Annotated in this window: 21 protein-coding genes; 11 read left to right on the top strand and 10 right to left on the bottom strand. The window is 50.0% G+C overall.

Annotation, left to right across the window (positions count from 1 at the left end; all coding sequences use genetic code 11):
- Nucleotides 1-6: 6 nt before the first annotated feature.
- On the bottom strand, nucleotides 7-1875 hold the full coding sequence (locus AC286M_RS29295) for an NAD(P)H-quinone oxidoreductase subunit F (protein WP_488207746.1): 1869 nt from the start codon (nucleotides 1873-1875) through the stop codon (nucleotides 7-9).
- A 1073-nt stretch (nucleotides 1876-2948) separates the two neighbouring features.
- On the opposite strand from AC286M_RS29295, the gene AC286M_RS29290 reads away from it, so the two are divergent.
- From AC286M_RS29290 to AC286M_RS29260, 7 genes are all read left to right on the top strand, one after another.
- On the top strand, nucleotides 2949-3257 hold the full coding sequence (locus AC286M_RS29290; protein ID WP_106883133.1) for a carbon dioxide-concentrating mechanism protein CcmK: 309 nt from the start codon (nucleotides 2949-2951) through the stop codon (nucleotides 3255-3257).
- A 126-nt stretch (nucleotides 3258-3383) separates the two neighbouring features.
- Nucleotides 3384-3719, top strand: coding sequence for a carbon dioxide-concentrating mechanism protein CcmK (locus AC286M_RS29285; protein ID WP_488207745.1), 336 nt, complete (start codon nucleotides 3384-3386; stop codon nucleotides 3717-3719).
- Between the two features lie 18 nt (nucleotides 3720-3737).
- Nucleotides 3738-4037 carry a beta-carboxysome shell vertex protein CcmL gene (gene ccmL, locus AC286M_RS29280; RefSeq protein ID WP_488207744.1) on the top strand — a complete coding sequence of 100 codons (300 nt, stop codon included), beginning with the start codon at nucleotides 3738-3740 and terminating at the stop codon, nucleotides 4035-4037.
- 244 nt (nucleotides 4038-4281) lie between these two features.
- The gene (locus tag AC286M_RS29275; protein ID WP_488207743.1) at nucleotides 4282-5973 is read left to right on the top strand and encodes a RuBisCO small subunit-like domain-containing protein; all 1692 of its coding nucleotides are present in this window, start codon (nucleotides 4282-4284) and stop codon (nucleotides 5971-5973) included.
- Between the two features lie 210 nt (nucleotides 5974-6183).
- Nucleotides 6184-6993, top strand: coding sequence for a beta-carboxysome scaffolding protein CcmN (ccmN, locus tag AC286M_RS29270; protein WP_488207742.1), 810 nt, complete (start codon nucleotides 6184-6186; stop codon nucleotides 6991-6993).
- Nucleotides 6994-7242: 249 nt separating this feature from the next.
- Nucleotides 7243-8112, top strand: a complete 870-nt coding sequence (gene ccmO, locus AC286M_RS29265; protein WP_488207741.1) for a beta-carboxysome assembly protein CcmO — start codon at nucleotides 7243-7245, stop codon at nucleotides 8110-8112.
- Nucleotides 8113-8184: 72 nt separating this feature from the next.
- Entirely contained in the window at nucleotides 8185-8646 is a 462-nt protein-coding gene (locus tag AC286M_RS29260) for a nucleoside deaminase (RefSeq protein WP_488207740.1), read from the top strand.
- Nucleotides 8647-8769: 123 nt separating this feature from the next.
- On the opposite strand, the gene leuD is transcribed toward AC286M_RS29260, so the two are convergent.
- The 3 genes from leuD to AC286M_RS29245 form a co-directional block, all read right to left on the bottom strand.
- Entirely contained in the window at nucleotides 8770-9378 is a 609-nt protein-coding gene (gene leuD / locus AC286M_RS29255; protein WP_488207739.1) for a 3-isopropylmalate dehydratase small subunit, read from the bottom strand.
- Nucleotides 9379-9580: 202 nt separating this feature from the next.
- Nucleotides 9581-11005 carry a 3-isopropylmalate dehydratase large subunit gene (gene leuC / locus AC286M_RS29250; RefSeq protein ID WP_488207738.1) on the bottom strand — a complete coding sequence of 475 codons (1425 nt, stop codon included), beginning with the start codon at nucleotides 11003-11005 and terminating at the stop codon, nucleotides 9581-9583.
- A gap of 406 nt (nucleotides 11006-11411) precedes the next feature.
- The gene (locus AC286M_RS29245) at nucleotides 11412-12596 is read right to left on the bottom strand and encodes a glycosyltransferase family 4 protein (RefSeq protein WP_488207737.1); all 1185 of its coding nucleotides are present in this window, start codon (nucleotides 12594-12596) and stop codon (nucleotides 11412-11414) included.
- 109 nt (nucleotides 12597-12705) lie between these two features.
- Here AC286M_RS29245 and AC286M_RS29240 point away from each other — a divergent pair, with 109 nt between their 5' ends.
- The 4 genes from AC286M_RS29240 to AC286M_RS29225 all read left to right on the top strand — a co-directional run bounded on the left by AC286M_RS29240 (nucleotide 12706) and on the right by AC286M_RS29225 (nucleotide 16350).
- Entirely contained in the window at nucleotides 12706-13569 is an 864-nt protein-coding gene (locus AC286M_RS29240) for a hypothetical protein (protein ID WP_488207736.1), read from the top strand.
- A gap of 158 nt (nucleotides 13570-13727) precedes the next feature.
- On the top strand, nucleotides 13728-14423 hold the full coding sequence (locus tag AC286M_RS29235) for a hypothetical protein (RefSeq protein ID WP_488207735.1): 696 nt from the start codon (nucleotides 13728-13730) through the stop codon (nucleotides 14421-14423).
- A gap of 24 nt (nucleotides 14424-14447) precedes the next feature.
- Nucleotides 14448-15302 carry an FHA domain-containing protein gene (locus tag AC286M_RS29230; protein WP_488207734.1) on the top strand — a complete coding sequence of 285 codons (855 nt, stop codon included), beginning with the start codon at nucleotides 14448-14450 and terminating at the stop codon, nucleotides 15300-15302.
- 28 nt (nucleotides 15303-15330) lie between these two features.
- Nucleotides 15331-16350: a hypothetical protein gene (locus tag AC286M_RS29225; RefSeq protein ID WP_488207733.1), complete on the top strand. Its 1020-nt coding sequence runs from the start codon at nucleotides 15331-15333 to the stop codon at nucleotides 16348-16350.
- An 89-nt stretch (nucleotides 16351-16439) separates the two neighbouring features.
- Here the strand turns inward: AC286M_RS29225 and AC286M_RS29220 are convergent, their stop codons facing one another.
- The 6 genes from AC286M_RS29220 to AC286M_RS29195 all read right to left on the bottom strand — a co-directional run bounded on the left by AC286M_RS29220 (nucleotide 16440) and on the right by AC286M_RS29195 (nucleotide 22046).
- Nucleotides 16440-16931, bottom strand: coding sequence for a hypothetical protein (locus AC286M_RS29220; protein ID WP_488207732.1), 492 nt, complete (start codon nucleotides 16929-16931; stop codon nucleotides 16440-16442).
- A 103-nt stretch (nucleotides 16932-17034) separates the two neighbouring features.
- Nucleotides 17035-17403 carry a hypothetical protein gene (locus AC286M_RS29215; RefSeq protein WP_488207731.1) on the bottom strand — a complete coding sequence of 123 codons (369 nt, stop codon included), beginning with the start codon at nucleotides 17401-17403 and terminating at the stop codon, nucleotides 17035-17037.
- A gap of 521 nt (nucleotides 17404-17924) precedes the next feature.
- Nucleotides 17925-18191 carry a helix-turn-helix domain-containing transcriptional regulator gene (locus AC286M_RS29210; protein ID WP_488207730.1) on the bottom strand — a complete coding sequence of 89 codons (267 nt, stop codon included), beginning with the start codon at nucleotides 18189-18191 and terminating at the stop codon, nucleotides 17925-17927.
- A complete protein-coding gene (locus tag AC286M_RS29205; protein ID WP_488207729.1) occupies nucleotides 18188-18529 on the bottom strand; it encodes a type II toxin-antitoxin system RelE/ParE family toxin in 342 nt (113 codons plus the stop codon). The genes AC286M_RS29210 and AC286M_RS29205 overlap by 4 nt, the downstream gene beginning before the upstream one ends.
- A 106-nt stretch (nucleotides 18530-18635) precedes the next feature.
- Nucleotides 18636-19631: a DUF928 domain-containing protein gene (locus AC286M_RS29200; protein ID WP_488207728.1), complete on the bottom strand. Its 996-nt coding sequence runs from the start codon at nucleotides 19629-19631 to the stop codon at nucleotides 18636-18638.
- A 48-nt stretch (nucleotides 19632-19679) separates the two neighbouring features.
- Complete coding sequence (locus AC286M_RS29195; RefSeq protein ID WP_488207727.1) at nucleotides 19680-22046, bottom strand: CHASE2 domain-containing protein; 2367 nt, start codon at nucleotides 22044-22046, stop codon at nucleotides 19680-19682.
- Nucleotides 22047-22741: the final 695 nt, after the last annotated feature.

The raw sequence follows: 22741 nt of genomic DNA, 5'->3' as shown, positions 1-22741 counted from the left end.
GAACCGTTAGACCAACGCTGACCAATTAAATGTTGACCAATTAATTGACCAGTTCATCGACCAGTTAATCAGGAGGCTAACCAGCACTAAACCAACCAAAATAGTCAGCATGTAGAACTGATAGCGACCGGAAGTGTTGTACTTCAAGCTCTCACCACTGAGCAGGGTAGCTAAGCCAACCAGGTTCACTGCGCCATCAACCACAAAGCGATCAAACCAAGAAGCGAGGCGAGAGATCTGACTGACACCGGCTCCAACGGTTAACTCATACAGTTTGGCAATCTGAAAGTCGTAGGCTAGAAACTGCTGAAGCGGCTGCCAGATAACTTTCTCGGGCTGCTTGGCAGGCGGGAAGTAGAACCACCAGCCCAGTCCACATCCCAGCAGGCTTGACGCAATCAGCAGCCCAATGGTGTAGGCATCTAGATCCACGGTGCCGGGTGGTTGCCACTTTTGCAGCAGTACGGGCATGAGCAGTGTCAGAATGCTGAGCGTCACCATTGGGAAGGCCATTGGCCAAGGAACTTCTGGGGCACGGCGAGTCTTAGGTTTAGATTCACCCAGGAAAATCAGGCCGAACACGCGAACGAGATTAAACGCCAGCAGTCCGTTGACAATCAGCATGACGCTGAGGAAGGCTAAATTATTTTCAAAAACCTGCATCCATTCCAGCTTGGCAATGAATCCGCCGAGCGGCAATAGGCCAACTAGGCCAGCCGCACCAACTGCATAGGCTGTCGTGGTAGCGGGCATTCGCGTACCTAGTCCACCTAGTTCAGTCAGGTCTTGAGAATTGGTAGTCAAGATAATTGACCCCACGCTCATGAAGATCAGTGCTTTGGCAATGGCGTGGACGAAGAGCAGCAGGAGGGCAATATCAACTCGCTGAAGGCCAACGGCAATAAAGACCAGGCCCAAGTAAGCACTAGTGGAATGGGAAAATGTGCGCTTGATGTCGATTTGTGCGATCGCAACTAGAGAAGCTCCCACTGCCGTCATGGTGCCTAACACAACTAAGGCAGTCAACGCGACAGATGATAGAGCAATGACGGGCTCTAGCTTAATCAGCACGAATGCCCCAGCAGCCACAACAACCGAATTTCTGAGAATCGAAGCTGGATTAGGCCCTTCCATCGCCTCATCGAGCCACAGGCTCAAGGGGAACTGAGCACATTTGCCAGTTGGACCCGCAATCAGGGCTAAGCCCAACAGATTCGCAACCAGTGGTGAGAGTTGAGCTGTTTCAGCCCACTCCCTCAGCTCACTGAAGTTAAAACTGCCGGAAATTGTGGCCAGAGCGACCACCCCCATCAGCAGTAGTAGATCGCCAACCCGCTTCGTCCAAAAGGCATCCCGTGCAGCCGTTACCACCAGAGGCTGTGCATACCAAAAGCCCACCAGCAGATAGGTGGAAAGGGTCAGCATTTCCAGTAGGGCATAGCTGAGGAATAGAGAATCGCTAATCGCCAACCCCGTGATTGCAGCTTCAAAGAAGCCCATCAGCCCGTAGAAGCGGGCCAACGACCAGTCTTTTTCGAGATATCCTAAACCAAAGATTTGGGCAAGCAAACTCAAACCACTTACCAAAATCACTGCCCCTAAGCTGAGCGGCGATATTTCAAGTGACAGAGTAATATCTAATCCCACTACATTGAGCCAAGGTGCTAGCAGCCGCTGTGGCTCATGCCCCCAAATATTTTGCAGCACCACAATGCTGTGGATGAGTGCCACAACAGTCAGCAGAATGTTTACATAAGCGGCAGGTCTTTCACCTGTACGACGCAATAAGCCTATTGACCATGGCAAAGATAGCAAGGCACCAAGAATGCCGTACCAAGGAATCCACCAACTGCTTTGGAGGAAAAACTCAGTCATCGCGATTAAGTATCCGTGTGGCTACAAAAAACAAAACAGAACCGACTTAGAATCGACTAACAACTAACAAAATTAAGCATTCCAATTAGAAACGCTTGCTCAGCTTCGTCTTCTAGCCAAACTGCGATCGCATTGCGTTCATCGCATCAACGAATCACTTCCAGCGCATCACCTTCGCTAGATTCTCCATGCTCAAGCCTGCTCCCTGCACCTCCCAATAGAACAGGAACTAAACTTGTTAGCTCTCCTCTCCACGACAAGTGCAGGCCGATTGCCTAGATAAAACAAGATTGACGAAGCCAACAAGTGCTCCCGCTGCCGCGAAAACCTTCTGAGAGCGACGCCATGTTTGACACAAATTGAGACAATTTAGCTTGTTAAAGATTCTACAGTTCAGATTTTTAACATGGTGATTGGGATCAGGCGGCTGGCATAGATATCAGCCTCAAACCGGGGACTGTCTCCAAAGAAGATCGCTCCCACGGCCTTTGGGGGAGTTGTTATATGCAACTGCTTATCACTACTCTACCGGACTGTCTGCCGAGAAATGTAGCCTGATCAAGGTTTGAGTTACAAGTCCTCCTTTTAGGTGATATCGGAGGAACTAAATTTTGCTGATGTCTAGGCTAAGTCAACGCATGAGGTTCGACGGCTGGTAGCAGCGAGTATCGTGAAATAGCTGTTGTACTGATAGCGTGGCGCATTACTCGTAGGTTTTATGACAACGGCAAGATCCACAACAAACTGAGCCGTCACCTCACCAATCTGGACGTTTTGTATCGTTTTGACACATTATTTGTATGAGTATTGGTGATATGCAACATTAACAACAATCATTGGCACTTATATTGTCAAATGGTCATCGCTCTCCTATTCTGAGATGTAAGCGTTAAGTTTAGACACGCTTAATTATAAAGTTTTAAGCAAAGTGACCCACCCCGTCGCCAATTGTGCCGTCTGGGCTGGCGTTCTTTGATGCTGGGCTTTTAGATAAACCTCTTTAAGAGGTATTTTAGTGTCTAGACATTTTGGTTTTATCCCGTTTTTCACCAGGATTTTGAGGAGACAAAGAAATGCCAATTGCAGTTGGGATGATTGAGACTCTAGGGTTTCCCGCCGTTGTTGAAGCCGCTGACGCGATGGTCAAAGCCGCTCGTGTAACCCTAGTCGGTTATGAAAAGATTGGTAGCGGTCGAGTAACCGTTATCGTTCGGGGCGACGTATCAGAGGTTCAAGCATCCGTCGCGGCCGGAATCGAGTCGGCCAAGCGTGTTAATGGTGGTGAAGTTTTGTCCACCCATATCATTGCCCGTCCTCACGAGAATTTGGAGTTCGTTCTACCGATCCGCTACACCGAAGCGGTCGAGCAGTTCCGTACCTAAAGGGATGAAATGGCCTCTGCCCATTACCAAACGTGGCCAGGGCAGAGGTGACTCCGCTTTTAGCTAGGAGGAGCCTCTCTTATAAAGAGGTAGCCAAGTTCAAAAATATTTTTTAGGAGAACTGTCATGTCGATCGCAGTAGGAATGATCGAGACGCTAGGATTTCCTGCCGTCGTTGAAGCAGCTGATGCGATGGTTAAAGCTGCTCGTGTAACTTTAGTGGGCTACGAGAAAATTGGTAGCGGTCGAGTAACCGTTATCGTTCGGGGCGACGTATCAGAAGTACAGGCATCTGTTTCCGCAGGTGTTGAATGTGTGAAGCGAGTTAATGGAGGCCAAGTTCTCTCTACTCACATCATCGCGCGTCCCCACGAAAACCTGGAATTTGTTCTGCCCATTCGGTATACCGAAGCAGTCGAACAATTCAGAGAAAGCGTTACAGGAATTCGCCGATATCAGTAAATTCAGCGTAGTTTTTACATGCAGCTTGCCAAAGTTCGCGGCACCGTTGTCAGTACATACAAAGATCCCAGCATGAGAGGAGTCAAGCTCCTGCTCGTTCAATTGCTCGACGAAGAAGGGCAGCTTATCCCAGGCTATGAGGTGGCTGCTGATGTTGTTGGTGCAGGTGTAGATGAGTGGGTGCTCGTTAGTCGGGGCAGTGCAGCCCGTCGTTTACCGAGTTATGATGACCGTCCATTAGATGCAACAGTTGTCGCCATTATCGATACCGTTAGTGTCGATAATCGACGGTTGTATAGCAAGAAAGATGCTGTCTGATAAGAGTTAACTGAATAAGAGTTAAATTTTCTTGGCAATCAACGGTTTTCCTTGCTGTGAATGCTGGGGGCAGCTTGATTAAAAGCATCGTTATTAGCTAGCGTAACTTCTGTTGCTGAACTGAAATCCCCGACTAGAGATAGCTCAGGAGCTTTTGCACTCTGGCTGCGCTGAATAGAGCATTGTCAGCAACTGCAATCGGTTTCGTTGGAATACCGATTTTTTGGAGGTATAAGAAGGGTTCATGGTAGTGCGTAGCCTCGCTACTCCAAGCGCCTTTACGTCACAAGGGCACGTTGAACCAACCGTTGACGCAAGCGCACGTGTTCATGCGTTTTCTCACGTCACCGGTCAGGTTTATATTGGAGCTAATGTTGAGATTGCTCCTGGTAGTTCTATCCGCGCTAATGATGGCAGTCCATTCCACATTGGTGAAGGGACGATTGTCCAGGATGGTGTTGTTATTCACGGGTTAGAGCAGGGGCGTGTTGTTGGTGATGATCAGCAACACTATTCTGTTTGGATTGGCCACCGTGTATCGATCACTCATAAGGCGCTCATTCATGGTTCAGCCTATATTGGTGACGGTTGCTTTATTGGCTTTCGCTCAACCATATTCAATGCTCGCCTGGGCAAAGGCTGTATTGTGATGCTGCACGCTTTGATTCAGGATGTCGAAATTCCTCCTGGTAAGTATGTGCCGTCAGGTGCTGTCATTACTAGCCAACAGCAGGTTGAGCAATTGCCGGATGTGCAACCTAGCGATGTCGAATTTGCTCAGGAAGTTTTAGGTACTAATGACACGCTTCATTCCGGCTACTCGCGCGCTGGAGATAGTACTCGTGTCGCTTCAATTCGTAACAGGTCGTTCGAATCTTCGCAGTTCAGTGGATCCAATGGAGTAGATCAAGTGCAGAGCCAACATCTAAATTCACAAATCGTTCAGCAAATCAACAGCTTGTTAACGCAGGGTTTTGAGATCGGACTTGAACATGCCGACCCGCGTCGCTTCCGCAGCAATGCGTGGCAGACGGCTGGGCGAGTTAGTGCTCGCTACGGCGCTGATGCCATTTCAGAAATTGACATGAAGCTGGCGGATTTAGCCGGCGAATACGTCCGTTTAGTCGGAATTGATCCACAGGCGAAGCGCCGTGTATTTGAAGAGACGATTCAGCGTCCAGATGGCTCTTCCCCAACGTCCTTAGGTTCAACTCCGTCTTTCTCCTCCAGTAATGGATCGTCCCGCTCAAATGGTTATACAGCTCGCAATGGCAGTAGCAGTAGCAGTAGCAGCAGGAGTGGTCTAGGCGGAGATGTCGCTCAGCATGTCAGTCAACTGTTGAGCCAAGGCTATCGAATCGGTACTGAACATGCAGATGCACGACGTTTCCGAGCGAATGCTTGGCATACCTGTGCGCCGATTAAATCAACTCGGGAATCCGAAGTGATGGCTGGCTTAAAGGCTTGTATGGCTGAGCATGCTGGTGAGTATGTGCGCCTAATCGGTATCGATCCACAGGCGAAGCGCCGTGTTTTGGAAATGACCATTCAGCGTCCTGGTGATCAACCACCGTCTAGCAGTAACGGAAACGGTGGTGGCTATACGCCTTATAGTCAGCCAGCTGCTAGCAACCAGTCGTACAGTTCTAAATCAGCCTCAACAGCAACTACAGGTCGGTTAGATGGAGACGTGGTACAGCAGGTTCGCCAATTGCTGAGCCAGGGATGCCGGATTGGGATGGAGCATGCAGATGCACGGCGTTTTCGGGCGAATGCTTGGCATAGCTGTGCATCGGTTGGCTCCAATCGTGAGGCGGATGTACTGCGCTCTCTCGAAAACTGCATGGCTGAGCATCCAGGCGAATATGTGCGTTTGATCGGTATCGATCCACAGGTGAAGCGTCGCGTAGTTGAGCGAATTATTCAGCGCCCATAAATTAATTAGGTGCAGCTGCATTAATCAACTGTTCGAATTGGCTCTGGTGGAAGGGTTTACGGATCAGTTTTTCCATCAAGAAATGTGCCAAGATGTGCAGGTGAATTACGGGTAGATGTTAAATGTGTAGAAGTGCAGCTTTACTGTACCTCTACACATCAGTTTCGGTTGCAAGCGGTTGCAAATAAAGATTCGGATTATCAACATTAGATGAAATTCCCCCCTCTGCAACTGATTGATCACACTCACTTTTGTCTGCAAGGCGAGGTTGAGATTGATCCAAGTGCTGCGATCGCACCCGGCGTTCTGTTTCAAGCAGACTCAGATAGCCGAATTGTGATCGGGGCGGGAGTTTGTATTGGTGCGGGTTCGGTGCTACATGCCCGTCAGGGTTCGTTAATCATCGAACCCGGTGTCAGTTTCGGGACTGGAGTCTTAATTGTAGGGGCGGGCCGGATTGGCGCGAATGCCTGTATTGGGTCTTCCAGCACCGTGTTACGACCTGCGATCGCACCTGGAGAAGTCGTCCAACCGGGTTCGCTGCTGGGAGATACCAGCCGTCAGGTGACGATTGATGTGCCATCTGTAGCGGCTGAGTCAGAGGATACGCAGTCTGCTCCATCTACCCAATCTGCTTATCGATCCGCTAATCAATCAGCGGCTTCTGCTCAGGCCACGCAATTTAGTCCACAATCTAGCCAGAATCAGCAAAACGGCTATCAAGCTGCATCGGCTGCGACGAAGGCAAGTTCTGACTCATTCACGGCCTCTCAAGCCGCAAATGGTCAAACGGCAGAGGAGCGCGATCGCAAGAATCAGGCTCAGGATGTAGATGCAAAAGCTGAAACTGCGCCACAATCATCAGGAGAGGGTACAAGCCCCAGTTCTCGAGCAGCAGACGCAGACTCGCCGACTCCACCGAGTGCAGTGGGCGTAAAAGTTTACGGACAGGGACAGATCGATCAACTATTATCGGCACTGTTTCCTCACCGCCAGCCGCTCAATGATGACGAGTCATAATGTCGTGTATCGGTTACTGATTGGTATTGACTTGGTATCCATCCTAACAAGTGTTAATAAGTATCACATATATTCTTAAGTTGGTACGTCCCATTCTATTTGTGGAAAACTACACTGTAAACATATAGATTCCTGTAAATATAGCCATCTCGCCACACGACTGCCCACATTGGTCTGTGTTGTATTCGAGATATTGACTAGGTGACTCATCTTTGCGGGAGGCTTTCCCATTACTCGATTGAACGATTTATGCCATTGCAACGCTCATCTCCAGCTTCGCTACCTCGCATGAGAGCGGCTCATCGCGCGGCCCAACACCGTGATGCCTCGTTAGGCTTGGTCGCAACTCAAAGTTTCCCTGCAATTGTGGGTACGGCTGATGCCATGTTGAAATCTGCCGATGTGGTTCTCGTCGGCTACGAAAAGATTGGCAGTGGCCACTGTACAGCGATCGTGCGGGGTGGTGTGGCGGATGTACGAATGGCAGTGCAGGCAGGACGCGCAACGGCTGAACAGTTCGGCCAGTACATGTCATCCTTAGTGATTCCCCGCCCGTCACCCAACTTACAGGAAGTTTTGCCAATTCGGATTCTGTGGGAAGAGTTCACTTTTGAGCGGAATGGCAGCCCGATGACCAGTCAAGCGCTGGGACTGCTTGAAACTCGCGGTTTCCCAGCGATGGTTGGTGCAGCCGATGCAATGGTTAAGTCAGCCGATGTGCAGCTTATGGCCCATGAAACCATTGGCGGCGGACTATGCACAGTTCTGATTCGAGGTTCACTGCCAAATGTGGCACTGGCCGTTGAAGCGGGTATGCATGAGGCCGAGCGCATTGGCGAACTACATGCGGTGATGGTGATTCCACGTCCACTGGATGATTTGGAACACAGTTTGCCAAAAGTTCAGATGGTGGAAGAAGAGCAGCCATTGGCGATTCCGCTGGCGCTGGAAGAGCGGGCGAAAGAGTTTGTGGCACTGGGTGAAAGTACTCAACAAACCGAGCGCGAGATGGTGCAGTTGCCAGACTTGCGCGAACTCGAGCCCGCCGAGCGATCTCAGCCGCAGGCTCCACCCATGCCGCTGCCGCAGCAAGAACCCGACAAAATCGAAGAACTATAAAATCCAAGAGCTATGACGTAGTATGGCGTTAATTACAAGAAATTAACGTCATATTGGGATTGATGCTGAAAAATGAACGATTTGGATTTGCAGCATTTGCGAACTGCGATCGCAGTTGCCAAACGAGCTAAGCAGAACGGTAATTGTCCGTTCGGAGCGACGCTAGTTGACGATCAGGGCCAGATTTTAGCTGAAGCAGAAAATAATCAGGTGACGGCTCAGGACTGTACAGGACACGCTGAGACCCATCTTCTACGAGTCATCGCAGGTCAGTACAGCTCGGAACAGCTAGCCAATTACACAATGTACGCCAGCACTGAGCCTTGTCCCATGTGTGCAGGAGCTATTTTCTGGAGCGGCTTAGGGCGGCTAGTTTATGCACTGAGCTCCGATCGATTCTACGATACGCAGGAAGCGGACGATTCACCTTACCAACTGCGGATGAGCTGTCGTGAAGTGTTGGCGGCTGGTAAACGCTCCATCGAAATTGAAGGGCCAGCGCTAGAAGATGAAGCATTGATGGCGTTCAAATAGTAAAAATCTTCATAATTCTGCCCTGCTGTAGGGGCGGGTTTCGTTAGTCAAGTGTGGTTTAAACCGATCAGTTGACAGCTAAACCCGCCCCTAAAAGAGATTTGCATAGGCAATTAGTGGTGACTAACCGACGGTAACAGGACTACTCCACTGGAGATAAGGCAGGTTCGCGGCGGTTTGCTGAATTTGCGCTTGCTGAGCGACAAGCTGACCGCAGGCATCCCAGGTGCCCGAAACAAACATTTGCCGAGGGCCATCGCCCATTGAAATTGCAGCCGTTTGATCGCCCCAGGTCACGGTTTGGGCTTCCAGATCGACCTTGACTTCAAGTTGGGGATTAGTTGCGATCGCAGATTGAATACCCTTAACCACATCGGTTTCAGCAGTGACGCAGGGAATACCCAGCGCGACGCAGTTGCCGAAGAAAATTTCAGCAAAGCTTTCGCCAATCAGAACATCAATGCCCCAGCGCTGGATGGCCTGCGGTGCGTGTTCACGGGAGGAGCCACAGCCAAAGTTGCGGTTTACAACCAGAACCTTTGCCCCTTGGTACTGGGGCTGATCAAAGGGATGACTGGGATCTTGGGCGCGATCGTCTTCAAAAGCATGTTCGCCCAGACCATCAAAGGTAACGCATTTGAGAAAACGGGCGGGGATAATCCGGTCAGTGTCGATATCGTCGCCACGCAGAGGAACGGCGCGACCAGAGAGTTGTTTAACTTCGCTACTCATAATTTTTTCCTGTCAGGTACCTAAATATTGATTGGATGCGGTGCCTTTGCTGTGCACCAGCACTGAACGTTAGGAATGCCTAGATTACGACCAACCCTGTAGGGGCAGGTTTAGCCGTTACCTTTGGATCTCGATCGAAATTGATCGTCAAAACCTGCCCCTATAAATATGTTTCGGGACAAAACCCAACCTCAGCGAGGCGTCATACCGCTGCGGGTTCAGCCTGTAATAATTCGCGCACGTCGGTCACTTCGCCAGTAACAGCGGCAGCAGCAACCATCGCCGGACTCATTAGCAGTGTCCGACCGGAAGAAGATCCTTGACGACCCTTAAAGTTGCGGTTTGAGGACGAAGCGCTGATTTGGCGACCCTGGAGCTTATCCGGATTCATTGCAAGACACATGGAGCAGCCCGCTTCCCGCCATTCAAAGCCAGCGGCCAAGAAGATTTCGTGTAGTCCCTCGGCTTCGGCCTGTTTCTTGACTCGTTCAGAACCCGGCACAACAAACGCTTTAATGCCCGGCGCAACCTGCCGTCCCTGAGCCACCTTAGCGGCCTCGCGCAGATCGCTGATGCGACCGTTTGTGCAGCTACCGACAAAGCAGACATCAACCTTCGTGCCTTTAATCGGGCTACCGGGCTGCAAGTCCATATACTTGTAAGCTTCTTCTGCCACAAACCGATCTTCTTCCGGCAGGCTCTCGGCAGTTGGCACCTGCTCATTGACGCCGATACCTTGACCGGGAGTGATGCCCCAGGTCACCGTCGGTTCGATATCTGCCGCGTCAAAGACAACCACATCGTCATACTCCGCATCGGCATCACTGGCGATTTGCTGCCACCATTCAACCGCCCGATCCCAATCCTCGCCTTGGGGCGCAAATTCACGACCTTTGAGATACTCAAACGTGGTTTCATCCGGGTTGACATAGCCACAGCGCGCACCGCCCTCAATTGCCATGTTGCAGACGGTCATCCGCTCTTCCATACTCATCTGGTCGAACGTAGTGCCTGCGTATTCATAGGCATAGCCAACGCCGCCTTTCACGCCCAACTTGCGGATGATGTGCAGCACGACATCCTTCGCGTAAACACCAGGACGCAGATCGCCATTCACTTCCACCCGACGCACCTTGAGTTTCGCTAAGGCCAACGTCTGAGAAGCTAGCACGTCACGCACTTGGCTGGTACCGATACCAAATGCGATCGCACCAAAAGCTCCATGCGTAGAGGTATGGCTATCACCACAGGCAATCGTCATTCCGGGCTGGGTCAAGCCTTGTTCTGGCGCAATCACATGCACAATTCCCTGATTGCCAGAACCCACGTTATAGAAGGTGATAGCGTTTTCTTTACTATTAGACTCCAGCGCCTGAATCATTTCTTCGGCCAGAGCGTCAGCAAAAGGCCGGGCCTGGTTTTCCGTTGGCACAATATGATCCACCGTGGCCACGGTACGCTCTGGGAACATCACGTTCAGACCCCGTTCCCGCAGCATGGCAAAGGCTTGGGGGCTGGTGACTTCGTGAATCAAATGCAGACCAATGAAGAGCTGGGTCTGGCCAGAGGGTAGGGTGCCGACGGTGTGGGCATCCCAAACTTTATCGAACAGCGTACCTTTACTCATATGGTTCACCTCATAACGGATCGGTGCTGAAATTCAGCATTGCGGTAACAGAAGGTGGGCAATACCCACCCTCAGCATAGCGATAGGGACAGGCGGGCGATGCCGACCTTACAGGAATTGAGAATCTTGGGTGCAGAAACTTAAGACAAAAATGGGGCAGCGGTTGATGTGCGGAACCTAAATGCCATCTCCCAGTCTGCCCCCATAACCGTTGATTCCTCGAAGAGGAAAATCTTGCAGTTCTTTATCGAAATGCTTTGCAATGGAACGGCGCTATTTACGCCTCTGAATACTAGACTAGGCGCTGAAGTCAAGCCTGTCCAATATATTTCAGGTTGGCTATTAATACTTTCTGAGTATTAGTTGATGGTGAATGGGGATAGAGGCGATGGGTAGCGAATAGGTTTTAGGAGGTGGTTGAGAGTAAGTGCTGATAGATGGTGATGAGTTTTTGGTTGGCAATCTGCCAGGTGTAGTGTTGTTCGACGTGGGTTCTAGCTTGTTTGGATAAGTGCGATCGCAACTCCGAATCTTCCCTCAACCGCAATAGCTCATCCTTAATTGCCTTGGCAGAATTGGGTCGCGCGACTAGAAAGTGTTCTTCGGGGGTGCCGATCGCATGAATCACTGGCAGATCGGTGGTGATCACGGGCGTACCAGATGCCATGCCTTCCAGGACTTTGAGCGGACAGCAGCCTTGAACAAGGTTGCGATCGCAGGCTTTCAGTGGCGCAAGAATCACATCTGCTTCATGCATCTGCGCGACTAGCTCACTGGGAGCCATCGGTTGCAGCCATTGAATATGCTCAGCTACACCCAACCGCTCAGCCAGTTTATGCAGCGCTTTGAATTGATCCGGACGACCAGGAGCCACAATCGTCAGTTGAGCCTCGAAATCGCGGCTATACAAAGCCAGTGCGTCAATCGCCACATCTATCCCCTGCCACGGCGACAACGTACCAAAGTAAAGGAGTTTGAGCGGCGACAGCATCGGCTCAGCTCTGGGAGTAGCGCTGTAAATCTGGTCAAGATCAACGCCATTGGGAACCGTCTGAATTCGCTTAGCTTTTACTCCGCGTTCAAGCAGATACGCTTCAGTGACGGGACTCGGCGTGATTACGCAATCCGCCGCCTGTAGGCAGGTATCTTCTTGAGCAACAAGCTTGTGCATCAGTTCCCAATCATCGGCCACCTTGGGATAGCGATACTTCAGCTCAATCGACGGTAGCCCATTCACCTCAAAGATTAAGAATCGACACAATTGAGGCTTGTGCAACGCAATGGGGAATCCTTCAAAGGGAGAGCGAATATGGATGATGTCAAAGTAGCGCCCTTGAAGCCACTGCCAAAGCTGCTGTCGAAAATGCAGCACCCGGTCAATTAGCGTTTTACCCAGTGCAGGTAAGGCAACTTGATGAAAGTTAATATCAAGTTCTTGATCAATCACTTCTCCCGTCGGAGACACGGTGACTAAACTAAGTGAACCAACTTCTATACTGAGCGTTTGAGCAAAAGCTTGAATATGAATCGATGCCCCTTTGGGTGCGGGGACGACATCAAATGAAACATAGGCTATCGTGGGTGCATTCATCCGATTTTCAGGGCAACGTCTTCAAGCAATCTCTTCATGTCTTGAGTGAATACAGACAAATTATTACAGCAATTTGTCATAGTAGTTTTTCGATGGGTGGAGTGAAATAATGGCGTTTAATCTAGCACAAATAAAACGCAATCGTTGGATCTATGAAACCACCGAATTAGCTTCTCGGATTCAGCTCGATTGTCAAGGAATGGCCCAATACGATCAGCAGATGGCTAAGCGCCGCAAACTAGCAAATACTGTTTTGATCGTGAGTGGTATTGCTGTATTTGCCTCATTCTTCATCGGTTCAGTTCTCGGCCCAATTCCAATTTTCTTGGCATTAATTCCATTAGCTGTGGGCATTGTACTTAGAACTGTATGGTCCAGCCCAGATATTCCAGATATGCGCTATTTAGCACTGGAAGAACTCATTGACACCCTCAGCCGCGATGTTGCACGCGATCAGCCATTTCACGTCAAACTCGATTTTGCACCTAGCAATAAAGACTATAAGCGAATTGATACCGTTCCCTATCCAGCCCGTTCCGGCTGGAAAATGGACTTGTTTCGAGATAACTGGTTGATATTACAAGGACAGTTTTTAGATGGCACTGATTTTACGTTGTCGTTAACTGAATTGATGGTGTCGAAATACGGCTGGAAGCGGGGTAGGAGCGGCAAGCGAAAATTCAAGCGGAAGAACAAATCCAAGGGGGTAGAGCTAGAGCTGGATTTACGCATTCCTCGTAAAAAATACGGCGCGGTTCAGGTGCTACAACAGGATATTCAATCTGCAGTTCAACTTCCTGCAAATGTACGTCTCAAGCGAATTAAGGTCAGTGAAAACAATCTAATTCTGGGCATCAAAGCATCTCCCGATTTTTTGGTTTCAACGTCTTTATACAAGCTCAGCATGCAGCTTTTTATGAATGCTTATCATGTGTTGAATTTAGCTAAAGAACTGTCAAAGCCTGTAGGCTAATTCAACCCTTCCGTAGGTTGGGTTAGCGTCAGCGTAACCCAACAGCTCTCAATTACATTTTGATTCCCATCAACTAATTTAACTTATCGTTCCCCACTGATGTTGGGTTTCGTGTTACTCAACCCAGCCTACATTAAGAAATTGCATGAGGTCTTATCATGGCTACTCGATTTAAGCTAATTGCATCGTTAGGAATTGCGTTACTTGTACTAACAGCTTGTAGCAATACAGGAGTCGTTGATGAATCGGCTGAGCAACCTAGTAGCGAAGTGGCTCAATCCCAGACATTATCTGAAACTAGTGCCACCGATACTCAAACCGCAGTAGACCAGTTGAAGTTTAAGCGAGATGACGGTAGTGAAGCATTTAGTATTAAATTTCAGCCGGATGGTGCTAAGTGGGTTGATGGCAACGATCAAGAATTAGCTCGGTTTAATTTAGACGAAAATCAGAAAGTCAAAATCAAAGATGCTAGCGATAATGTATTAGGTTTTGTCGTAATTAAAGACGGCTATTGGAAAGTTGAAAACGCCGAACAAACTCAAGAGTTATTTATTCTGCGGCGACAAGATGACGGTGATTACAAGCTAGAAGACGGCAGCGACACCCAGATCTATCGAATCAAAAAGCGCGACTACGGTTACGAAATTGAAACCCCTGAAAAAGAGTCGCTATACAAGGTGAAAGTTAGCGAAGACGGCAAGGTCTCTCTGCGTAATGCTAATGATGAAACAGTCATTTCGACCCGTGCGCTAATTGCTCCGATCGCAGTTGCGAGCTTTGGCTTTGATGTGCTTAGCCCAGAACAGCAGGCCGCTCTCGCCTTTGCCGTTAATCACGTTGAAAACCAGTAGCCACAAGCCATTAGGAGTCTATCGATGCAGATTCAGTTGCGCTGGGTTGATCCAAAGACGGGTCTGGAACGCAATCCTACGCTAGAACCGCCCGTTGCATTTGGTCGCACCTTTGGCGTCATGCCAAGCGATCTGGATGGTCAATCCGTTAGCCGCATGGTGTTGGATGATGCGCAGGTGGAGGATTACCATGCGGTTCTAGAGTTGGTTGATGGCGAGCTAAGAATTAGCGATCGCGGCAGTCGTGTGCCTACCAAAGTCAACGGTGTGGCGCTGCCCTATCAAACCGTCAATGATGGCGATCGCATTCAAATTGGCTCGTTTGAAATCACTGTTGCCGTGCTCGATGGATCGGTTCCGTCTTCATCACCGGATTTCTCAGCGCCAGCACCGCCACCGGCACCCACTGCTGCTACGTCTAGTTTTGCTGGTCAGCCAACTCGATCCCCCAGCGGTTCATCCTCGTCATCGAATCTATCCGGATCATCGGCCTCAAGCACCAATCCGCTCTATGCCGGATTTGCGGGTATGGGGTCAACAGGTTCAAATTCAGTAGAACAGTTTGGGCCAGATGGGACGTGCGATCGCAAAGTTGGTTTTCTCTTCAAGCGGCGCTGTGGACGAACAACGACGGAAGGGTGCCAATACTGCCAGAACGGTCGCCAGCCCGCAGGCTACGATCCCTATACAGATGACTATGGCCTATTTCCTGGCTATGGCTATTACGGTCGCAATCACTGGGGCTATCACTATTACAGCAACCGCGATCGCTATTACTATGACCCCGCCAGCCGTCGTGTAGACTTTACGGAAGCAGATGGCCAAAGCTTTGAGGAAGAGGCGGATCAGGGATATGAGATGGATTTAGACGCGAGTTAAGGAAGAGATGAGGTGTGAGGCGTAGAAATTGGAACGGTGGTTAATTTATGCGCTGGGGAGTGGATGGGGGCATCTGAATCGTGCGATCGCACTTGCCAGATTTGCGCCTTGTCCAGTGGAGATTTTGGTCAACAGTCCCTATGCAACGACCGTGCAAGCGGCACTCAACGGCTCTCACGTTCAACTGCACCCCCTGCCCCAAAATAGTTCTCCTCAATCTACCCGCGAGTACGTGCAGCAGTGGCTAACTCAACGTTATACGCGATTGATTGTCGATACGTTTCCGCGTGGGCTGGTGGGAGATTTGGTTGATGTTCTACAGATGGTAGACGCGCCACGCTGCTGGATTCACCGGGATTTGCAGCCGGATTATATTGAGGTTAAGGGAATCGCGAACTTTGTGCAGCAGCATTATGAGCTAGTGCTGATTCCAGGTGAAATGGCTGCGCTGCTACAGCATTTAGCAAACGCTTGTGTCACAGCACCGTGGCTACTGCGCGATAGGGCTGAACTGCTGGCGGTGCGGGAGTCTCTGCGAAATTGCTTGAATATGGACGGATCACGCCCGTTGCTGATGGTGTGTGCCACGGGGCAGCCGAATGAACTGCAACTTTTTGGCGATATCGCGCGACAACTGGCACAGCAGTTTTCAACTTGCACAGTCCGTTGCCTAGCTCATGAATGCCCACCTAACTGTCCGGTTGAGCTGTGGATTGCTCACTGGCCGGGGATTGAGGTGCTGCAACTGGCCGATGTGGTAATTGGCGGAGCGGGCTATCACACCGTTTATGAATGTGCGGCATTGAACGTTCCCTTAGTGGCTCTACCGCTGCGGCGCACATATGACCGTCAGGCAGAACGAGCTGTGGGGTTAAGCATTCCGGTCAAAAATCAGGCAGCGTGTATTGAAGCTGTGGGCTGGATTTTGAACCAAATATTGAGTGGAGGTGAGGGGGATCTGCGATCGCACCCTAGCTACACTCCACAATTAAACTACTCAAACGGCGTACATACAGCCGTCCAGTGCATTAGCCAGATTCAGTGCTGATAATTCTATTGAAATGACAATCGGGAAGAACCGTACTGCGATTCTTCCCTGGAGTTTTAATCGTTTTAGCTATAAATGCAAGTCCAACCTTAATCCGGCAGCTCAATTTCAGGTTCTTGCTCAGGTCCTACCCGTTGAATATCAAAGCTTTCAATATTGCTTTCAAAGCGATTGAAGATGACGCGCATTTCGTCATAGCCAACGGCGGCAGAAACACCACGCTCGGTCGGGCACTGTACCCGCAGCATGGTCTGAAATCCGCCAAATTCAACGTTCTCATAGAAGGACTTTTCGCAGTCGTAGGCGATGAAACCTTCAATTGCCAACTGGTTGAGAGCTGCGATCGCAAGTGGGCTGATCAAAATGTTGTCCCACTGGGCATCCACCTCCTCTCCGGTCAGACGCCGCCACTGGGAGGAATTGGTTTCCGCTTGAGTCACTTCAGTAGAGGGTTCGTTTGTTGATGAATCCGATGATCCAGCCGTCATTGGTGTTGTACAAGCGGCTAGCGTACCGACAACCAGTGCCGTGCCGCCAAGTAGACGACCAACCCGAGACGATAGGAAAGATTTGAACATCATGATGGGGGTTAACCTCGAATCTTGAATGGGGTTCTGAACAGGTACTTCATTCAGGTATAGTCCGATTCACAACCGATCGTGACAGTTTCAAAAGCGGATGCCATCAACCAAAGTTATAAATATCAACCGTTAACGCCGTTAAAAACTCCAAGATCACCATCAACAGCGGAAACATCACGCCCAGCAGCCCCACGCTCCCAATGATATGACCAACCAGCAGCTCCATCTGTTTTGTCATCCCGCGACGGCGACGGTTGCTGATCGTCAAAAATCGAGAGCTGATGGAAACCAACAGCGCCCCACCAATGCCCAGCGGCAAGCTACTGGCAAACCAGATAAAACTGCGATCGCTAAATTCGATGACGTTTAGCAAAGGACAGACCACAAAGCCAAACATCTCCATGCCAGCCCACAAGCCCAGCGCATTCCAGAAATCTTTTCGGGTTAAATCATTGATAAATAGAGGATTCACGGCTCTAAATTTATGTTGTCTGATGTTATCGCAGCACAATATCAATGCAGCACGTTCTAATACAGCAAATGTGAAGGGGCTACTACTGCTACATCCTTCGCTAGCCAATTGGACAAATCAGGAGAGACAGAATGAACGTTTGATAAAGTCTGCTGAGAATTGCTCAAAGGATTGTTGATTTCTTAAGAATCAGGGGGAATCTGCGATCGCAACGCTAGCATCAAGTCAATCCGATTCACGTCCTGGTGAAGCTGTTATAGGAGAACGAGACTCGATGGAACTCCATGAATTAGGTATGTTGATTTTGTTGCTCAGCCCTGGTCTGCTGCTGTCCGTTTTGGTGATGCTTGCCTTTTCCGTAGGCGGTTAGACTCTGTCATGACCCGTGGCAGTAGGAATGAATTATTTTTTGTGAAAGGCTGTTTAGCAGCCTTTCACAAAAATAAAATTAGGTTCTCATACACGGACGTGATCTGCGATCGCGCTGTACAGCTTGGGCCTCAGGAAGAGATCACCAATAGTCAAGCAACGTGTTCTTTCGGTGCAACCGACAGTCTAAATCCAAGTTGCTTCAGTAGCTGAACTAAATTCAATAGATTTAAATCTGTAACTTGCGCTCGAATCCACTCAGCGTCTGGATTCTTAGACATCTGGGCTTCTGCGACATTACTTAAAGCCAAACGAACCTCTTCAGCAGTGCCGTCCTCCAATACCGCTTCTAAATAAGCAGCTGCTTCTTGAGGATCTCTTAGCGATTCAATGAGGTAGGTCTGATAACTTCTGCTCATGATGTAATATTCCGCCGCTTGAAATCTTCCCAGAACTGTTGAGCCTTCTGGATGTCTTGTTTCTGAGTGTTTTTATCTCCACCACAAAGCAATAAGACAATCAGTGTTCCAGTTAGCGCAAAGTAAACTCGATAACCTGGCCCATAATCAATTCTAAGTTCTAAGACACCTTGGCCAACAGATTTGAAGTTTCCGAAGTTACCTAGCATTACACGATCTAACCGCTTTCGGATATTGGCTCGGGCCTTGCGATCTCGTAGGTTATCTAGCCAAGTTACAAAAGGAGCTTCGCCTTCTCCGGTTTCATAAATTCTCAGCTCATGAGGTTGGGACTGCATTGTGAAATCTTGAGATCTAAGCCGTGTATCTTGATCATGAAAATACTACACAGACGACAACTGATCGCATGATTCTAGTTCACTATTGCTCCAGTAGGCTTATAAGTTATTGTGCCCTCCGTTCTGATGGTGGACTGGCGTATTCTCCGCGAGGCTCGTCAATGGCTTGAGCGGTGCCGACGAATGGAATGGTGGCTAGGGTGGCCATGCCGACTCGGTCACCAAACGTGTTGAGGGCATCAAACCGTCGCTGCTGTTCAGATGCGGGTAGCGTGCTGAGCAGGGTGCCAAAGGTTGGCGACGATTCGGTTGATGATGCTGCACTTGATGATGTGCTGGCCGAAGCTGCAATACTCGATCCGTCTATAGGTCGCGCAGACTGTTGCAGGGTATCCGCCAGGATTAGCGACGGAATATCATTCCAGAGTTCATGTTCAGAGGCAAAAGCGACGGCATCTGGAAGCGAACGAGCTGCGATCGCATCTTTTAGATCAGGCCGATTCACATAGGTGATCGTGCCGTCTGTCCAGTCAAGGGCTGGAGCGGTGGGTGACGATGCCGGTGATTGTGCGATCGCAGTTACCGGATTGGACGGATTGCAGGTCACCATCATGCGCCAGTGGTAGGTTTGACCCGATTCAAGTTCGGGGGCGCTATCCGGTAGCTGGACGCGGAAGACGCCGGGTTGACTCGGCAGCACGAGAGCCGTTTCGTAGACAATGTTGCCACGAGCATCCGCGAGGACAAAGCGTCCGGCTTCAATATGGCGGGTGTTGTAAGGATTATGGAACCAGAAATCGGGACGGCTCGACAGGGTATATCCAGCAGTGCCAGCGGCTTGTGGCATAAGCGATTGCAGGGATGCCCCTGTCGAGGCACAGGCTTGAGCATGTTCCTGGCTAACCGGGAAGTTAACGTCAGGTTCAATGCGGAATTGGGTACCAGCTCGACCAGTCCGGCGGGGGCCAGACGGTTCGACATAAGGCCGTCCTAGATTTGTATCGGTGGTTATCTCGGTGGACGGCTGCGCCTGTGCCAGCGGGCAAGAGATGCTTGTTGCTAGCACGAGGCCAACTATCACCTTGCCCAGAAGTTTCTTCATTGAAGTTTCCTTGTTGAAGACTGTAGACGTTGTGTGATTGGTACTCGGCTAATGAGAGGTGTTGTGCTTGTTCAGTGCCACAAGCAGAGCTTTGCCAATTAACAGCATGGTTATTCCCGTCATGGTTGGGACAATTGGTGTAACTGTCCCATAGATCCAAAGGCAACCCCACCCGATTCCGGACATCAACACAATCAATCCGCCGCCAATCAACATCAATTTGATCTGCGATCGCACATTCAATCCCCACAGTCCAGCTATCACAGTCCATCCGCCAATCCAGGCCAAATCAAACCAAAAACCGACAAATCTTAACAAAGGCCGCCCCTGTTCGACTGCGCTCACGAGCTGAGCCGTCATCATGGCGTGTAGCTGCAAACCTCGTACGTTTTCGCCATAGGCTGTTTGAAAGTCATCTTTCACGGTCGGGTCAGTAACGCCGATTAGAATAATGCGATCGCGAATTTGCGCTTGAAAGTCCGTTGCACTAGATTGACGATTCAGAACATCGGTTAGGGTGACTCGCTCAACGGTCGGATTAAACTCATCTGTTAATGCCTCTGTTGACCAGGGATTCAGCAAAATCTGCTGACTGCTAATCCATTCAGAGCGAGGGTAAAAGCCTCGATAAGCAGCCAGTGACTGAAATTGAAGTGATGATTGATCCGGCTTCTCAATCCGCCAGGTAGATTGATTTTGCTCATCCGGCATTGCGATCGCATAGCCCTGCTGTTCCAGATATCGCAGTCCCAGCATGGCGCTCAAGGAGAGAAATGCACCACAAATCTCTGGTTGAGGAGGATAGTCTGCCAAGAGTTGTCGCCGCACGGCTCCATCCCGATCCAGCGGCACGTCAATAAAGCCAACTTGTTCTGCTGGAACGTTGGGCAACGTGGCAACACCTTCAGGATCGGTTTCATTGGGATGTGCGCAAACGGGCACAATATGGTCATTCTGCTGGAGGTAACTTACGAGATCGGCTTGCCCTTCACCACGCGGCTGATCGCGATAAATATCAATCCCAATCAGGGCTGGCTTTGCTTCATTGAGGATTTGGAGAGCTTGCAGTAACGTGCGATCGCTAATCGGATATTCACCCTCTAACGCTTGAATGTCCTCGCGGGTAATCTCCACCAGCACAATCGGCGCATCCCCTTCGGCGCTTGGCAGCCGCTGCACGAACTGATCAAAGGCCGCTAGCTCCAGTGAGTAAAAACAGCCTGCCCCCCGCAGCACCATTAGCAAACCCGACACGGCACCCGCCGCAACCGGAATCAGCCAGTGAGTGCGATCGCGTAAAAATCTGGGCAGTAATCGCGGCAGTACCCTCGACAACTTCCGGCTATGCTCCGGCGGAGCCTGCGTCATCGTATCTGACCCATCTGAAGCATCGGAGCCTGACATCGGCTTCGGCCAAAGTTGATCTGCTGGAGTAGGTACTGGTAAACCCGTCTCAGTCAGTGATTGAGACGAGGATGCAGGTGAGTTAGCTGGCTTCGATGCCGACGGATCAGGAACGAGATTAATCGCAGAATCGGGCAGCAGACTGGTGTTAGGATTAGCGCGAATTGTTGCGATCGCAGTTCGAATTTCCGCTGCCGTTTGAGGCCGCTGACCAGGGAAAATCGCCATCAGCCAATCCACCAAATCTGCCAGCGCTAGTGAGACTTGAGGCGCATTCTGCCGCCACAGCAGCAGTCCCGTTTGGTCGTGGTGATGGAAATTAGTAGGAGACTGACCTGTGAGTAAGCAAACAAACGTGCGACCCAGCGCAAAAAAATCCGACTGGGGAACAGAGCGCCCCTCCATCTGCTCCAGCGGCGCGTAGCCCCAGGAGGCCAGTCGAGTGCCCGTATGATCATTCCGCTGACGGGCCAAGTAAGTTTCGGTCACTTCCCGTACGCCGCCAAAGTCCACCAAAACGAGCTGCCCATCCGGCTTCAGCATGATATTCGACGGTTTAATATCACGGTGAAAATAATTCTGCTGATGTAGCTGGTGCAGAATGACCACGAGCTGATCGAGCCAATCGAGTGCCTGATCCTGCGAAATCGGCGGATGGTTTTGCAACCACTGCTTCAGATTCACGCCCGGAATATACTCCATCACCAAACCGTGCAGGTGCAGCAGTTTGCTCGGTCTACGCTGATCTGGAACAGTAAACGTAAAGTAGCCATCCGGCTCAACATGAGGAATCCCCGGATGATGCAGCCGACCTAGAACCCGAGCCTCCCGCTGAAACAAACTCACAGCCTTGGGATAGTCTTCCAGCAGCACCTTCAGGACTTTGCGGCTACCGTTATCGTCAATCTCATAGGTTTGACTAAACCCACCTTCGCCCAACAGTTGCACCACCCAGTAGCGATCGCACAGCCGCATCCCTGGAGTTAGTCGCCCAGACTGCACCTCTCTCATCGGCTAATGGTTCTCCTCCCAATTTGCGATCGCATCTATGCTTCAGTCTATTCGGTTTAGACCTGTCGCTGAATGAGGGATATGGCTAGTCCGTGGGGAGTGATGCAGAGGGTAGAGAGCTGTGGAGACTGTAAAAGATTATAAAGGCTGTAAAGAATGTAGAGGCTTTACAGGGAACTAAAGAATCACGGATATGAAGAGCCTGAAATTAGCTGGAGGTGCTTTACATGGAATGACAAATCATTTTGTTTTTTAGTATTTTTCAATCATTTTTAACGCAATAGGTGATTTCGTTTGCCATTCATTGTTAATGATCTCAAATTATATCAATCGCTTGTTATCTAAACTGGGCATCTAATATCGTCCACTTGGGTAGTTTTGATCGGTGCTGACGATACTCATTTCGCTTTTAAGTAACTGCATATGCATAAATGCAGCTACTTATGTTTCACTTTCACTACTAAGTAGCTGTATATAAATAAACGCATCTAAAAAACCGGGGGAGCGCCCCGGAGGGGCGCTCCCCCGGTTTTTTAGATATGCATTTATTTATGCCAACCTACTTATACGGATCAGGCAGTGTAAAGCTGAATCCGCTGATACAACCCGACTTTTCCGTTGATAAACCCGACTTCATACTTGAGTGAACAATGCAAAATAGTAACGTTCATCCAAACTATTCTGGGATTTTCTAA

Source organism: Thainema salinarum CENA647 (assembly GCF_057732415.1).
This window is presented reverse-complemented; position numbering and strand designations above follow the sequence as displayed.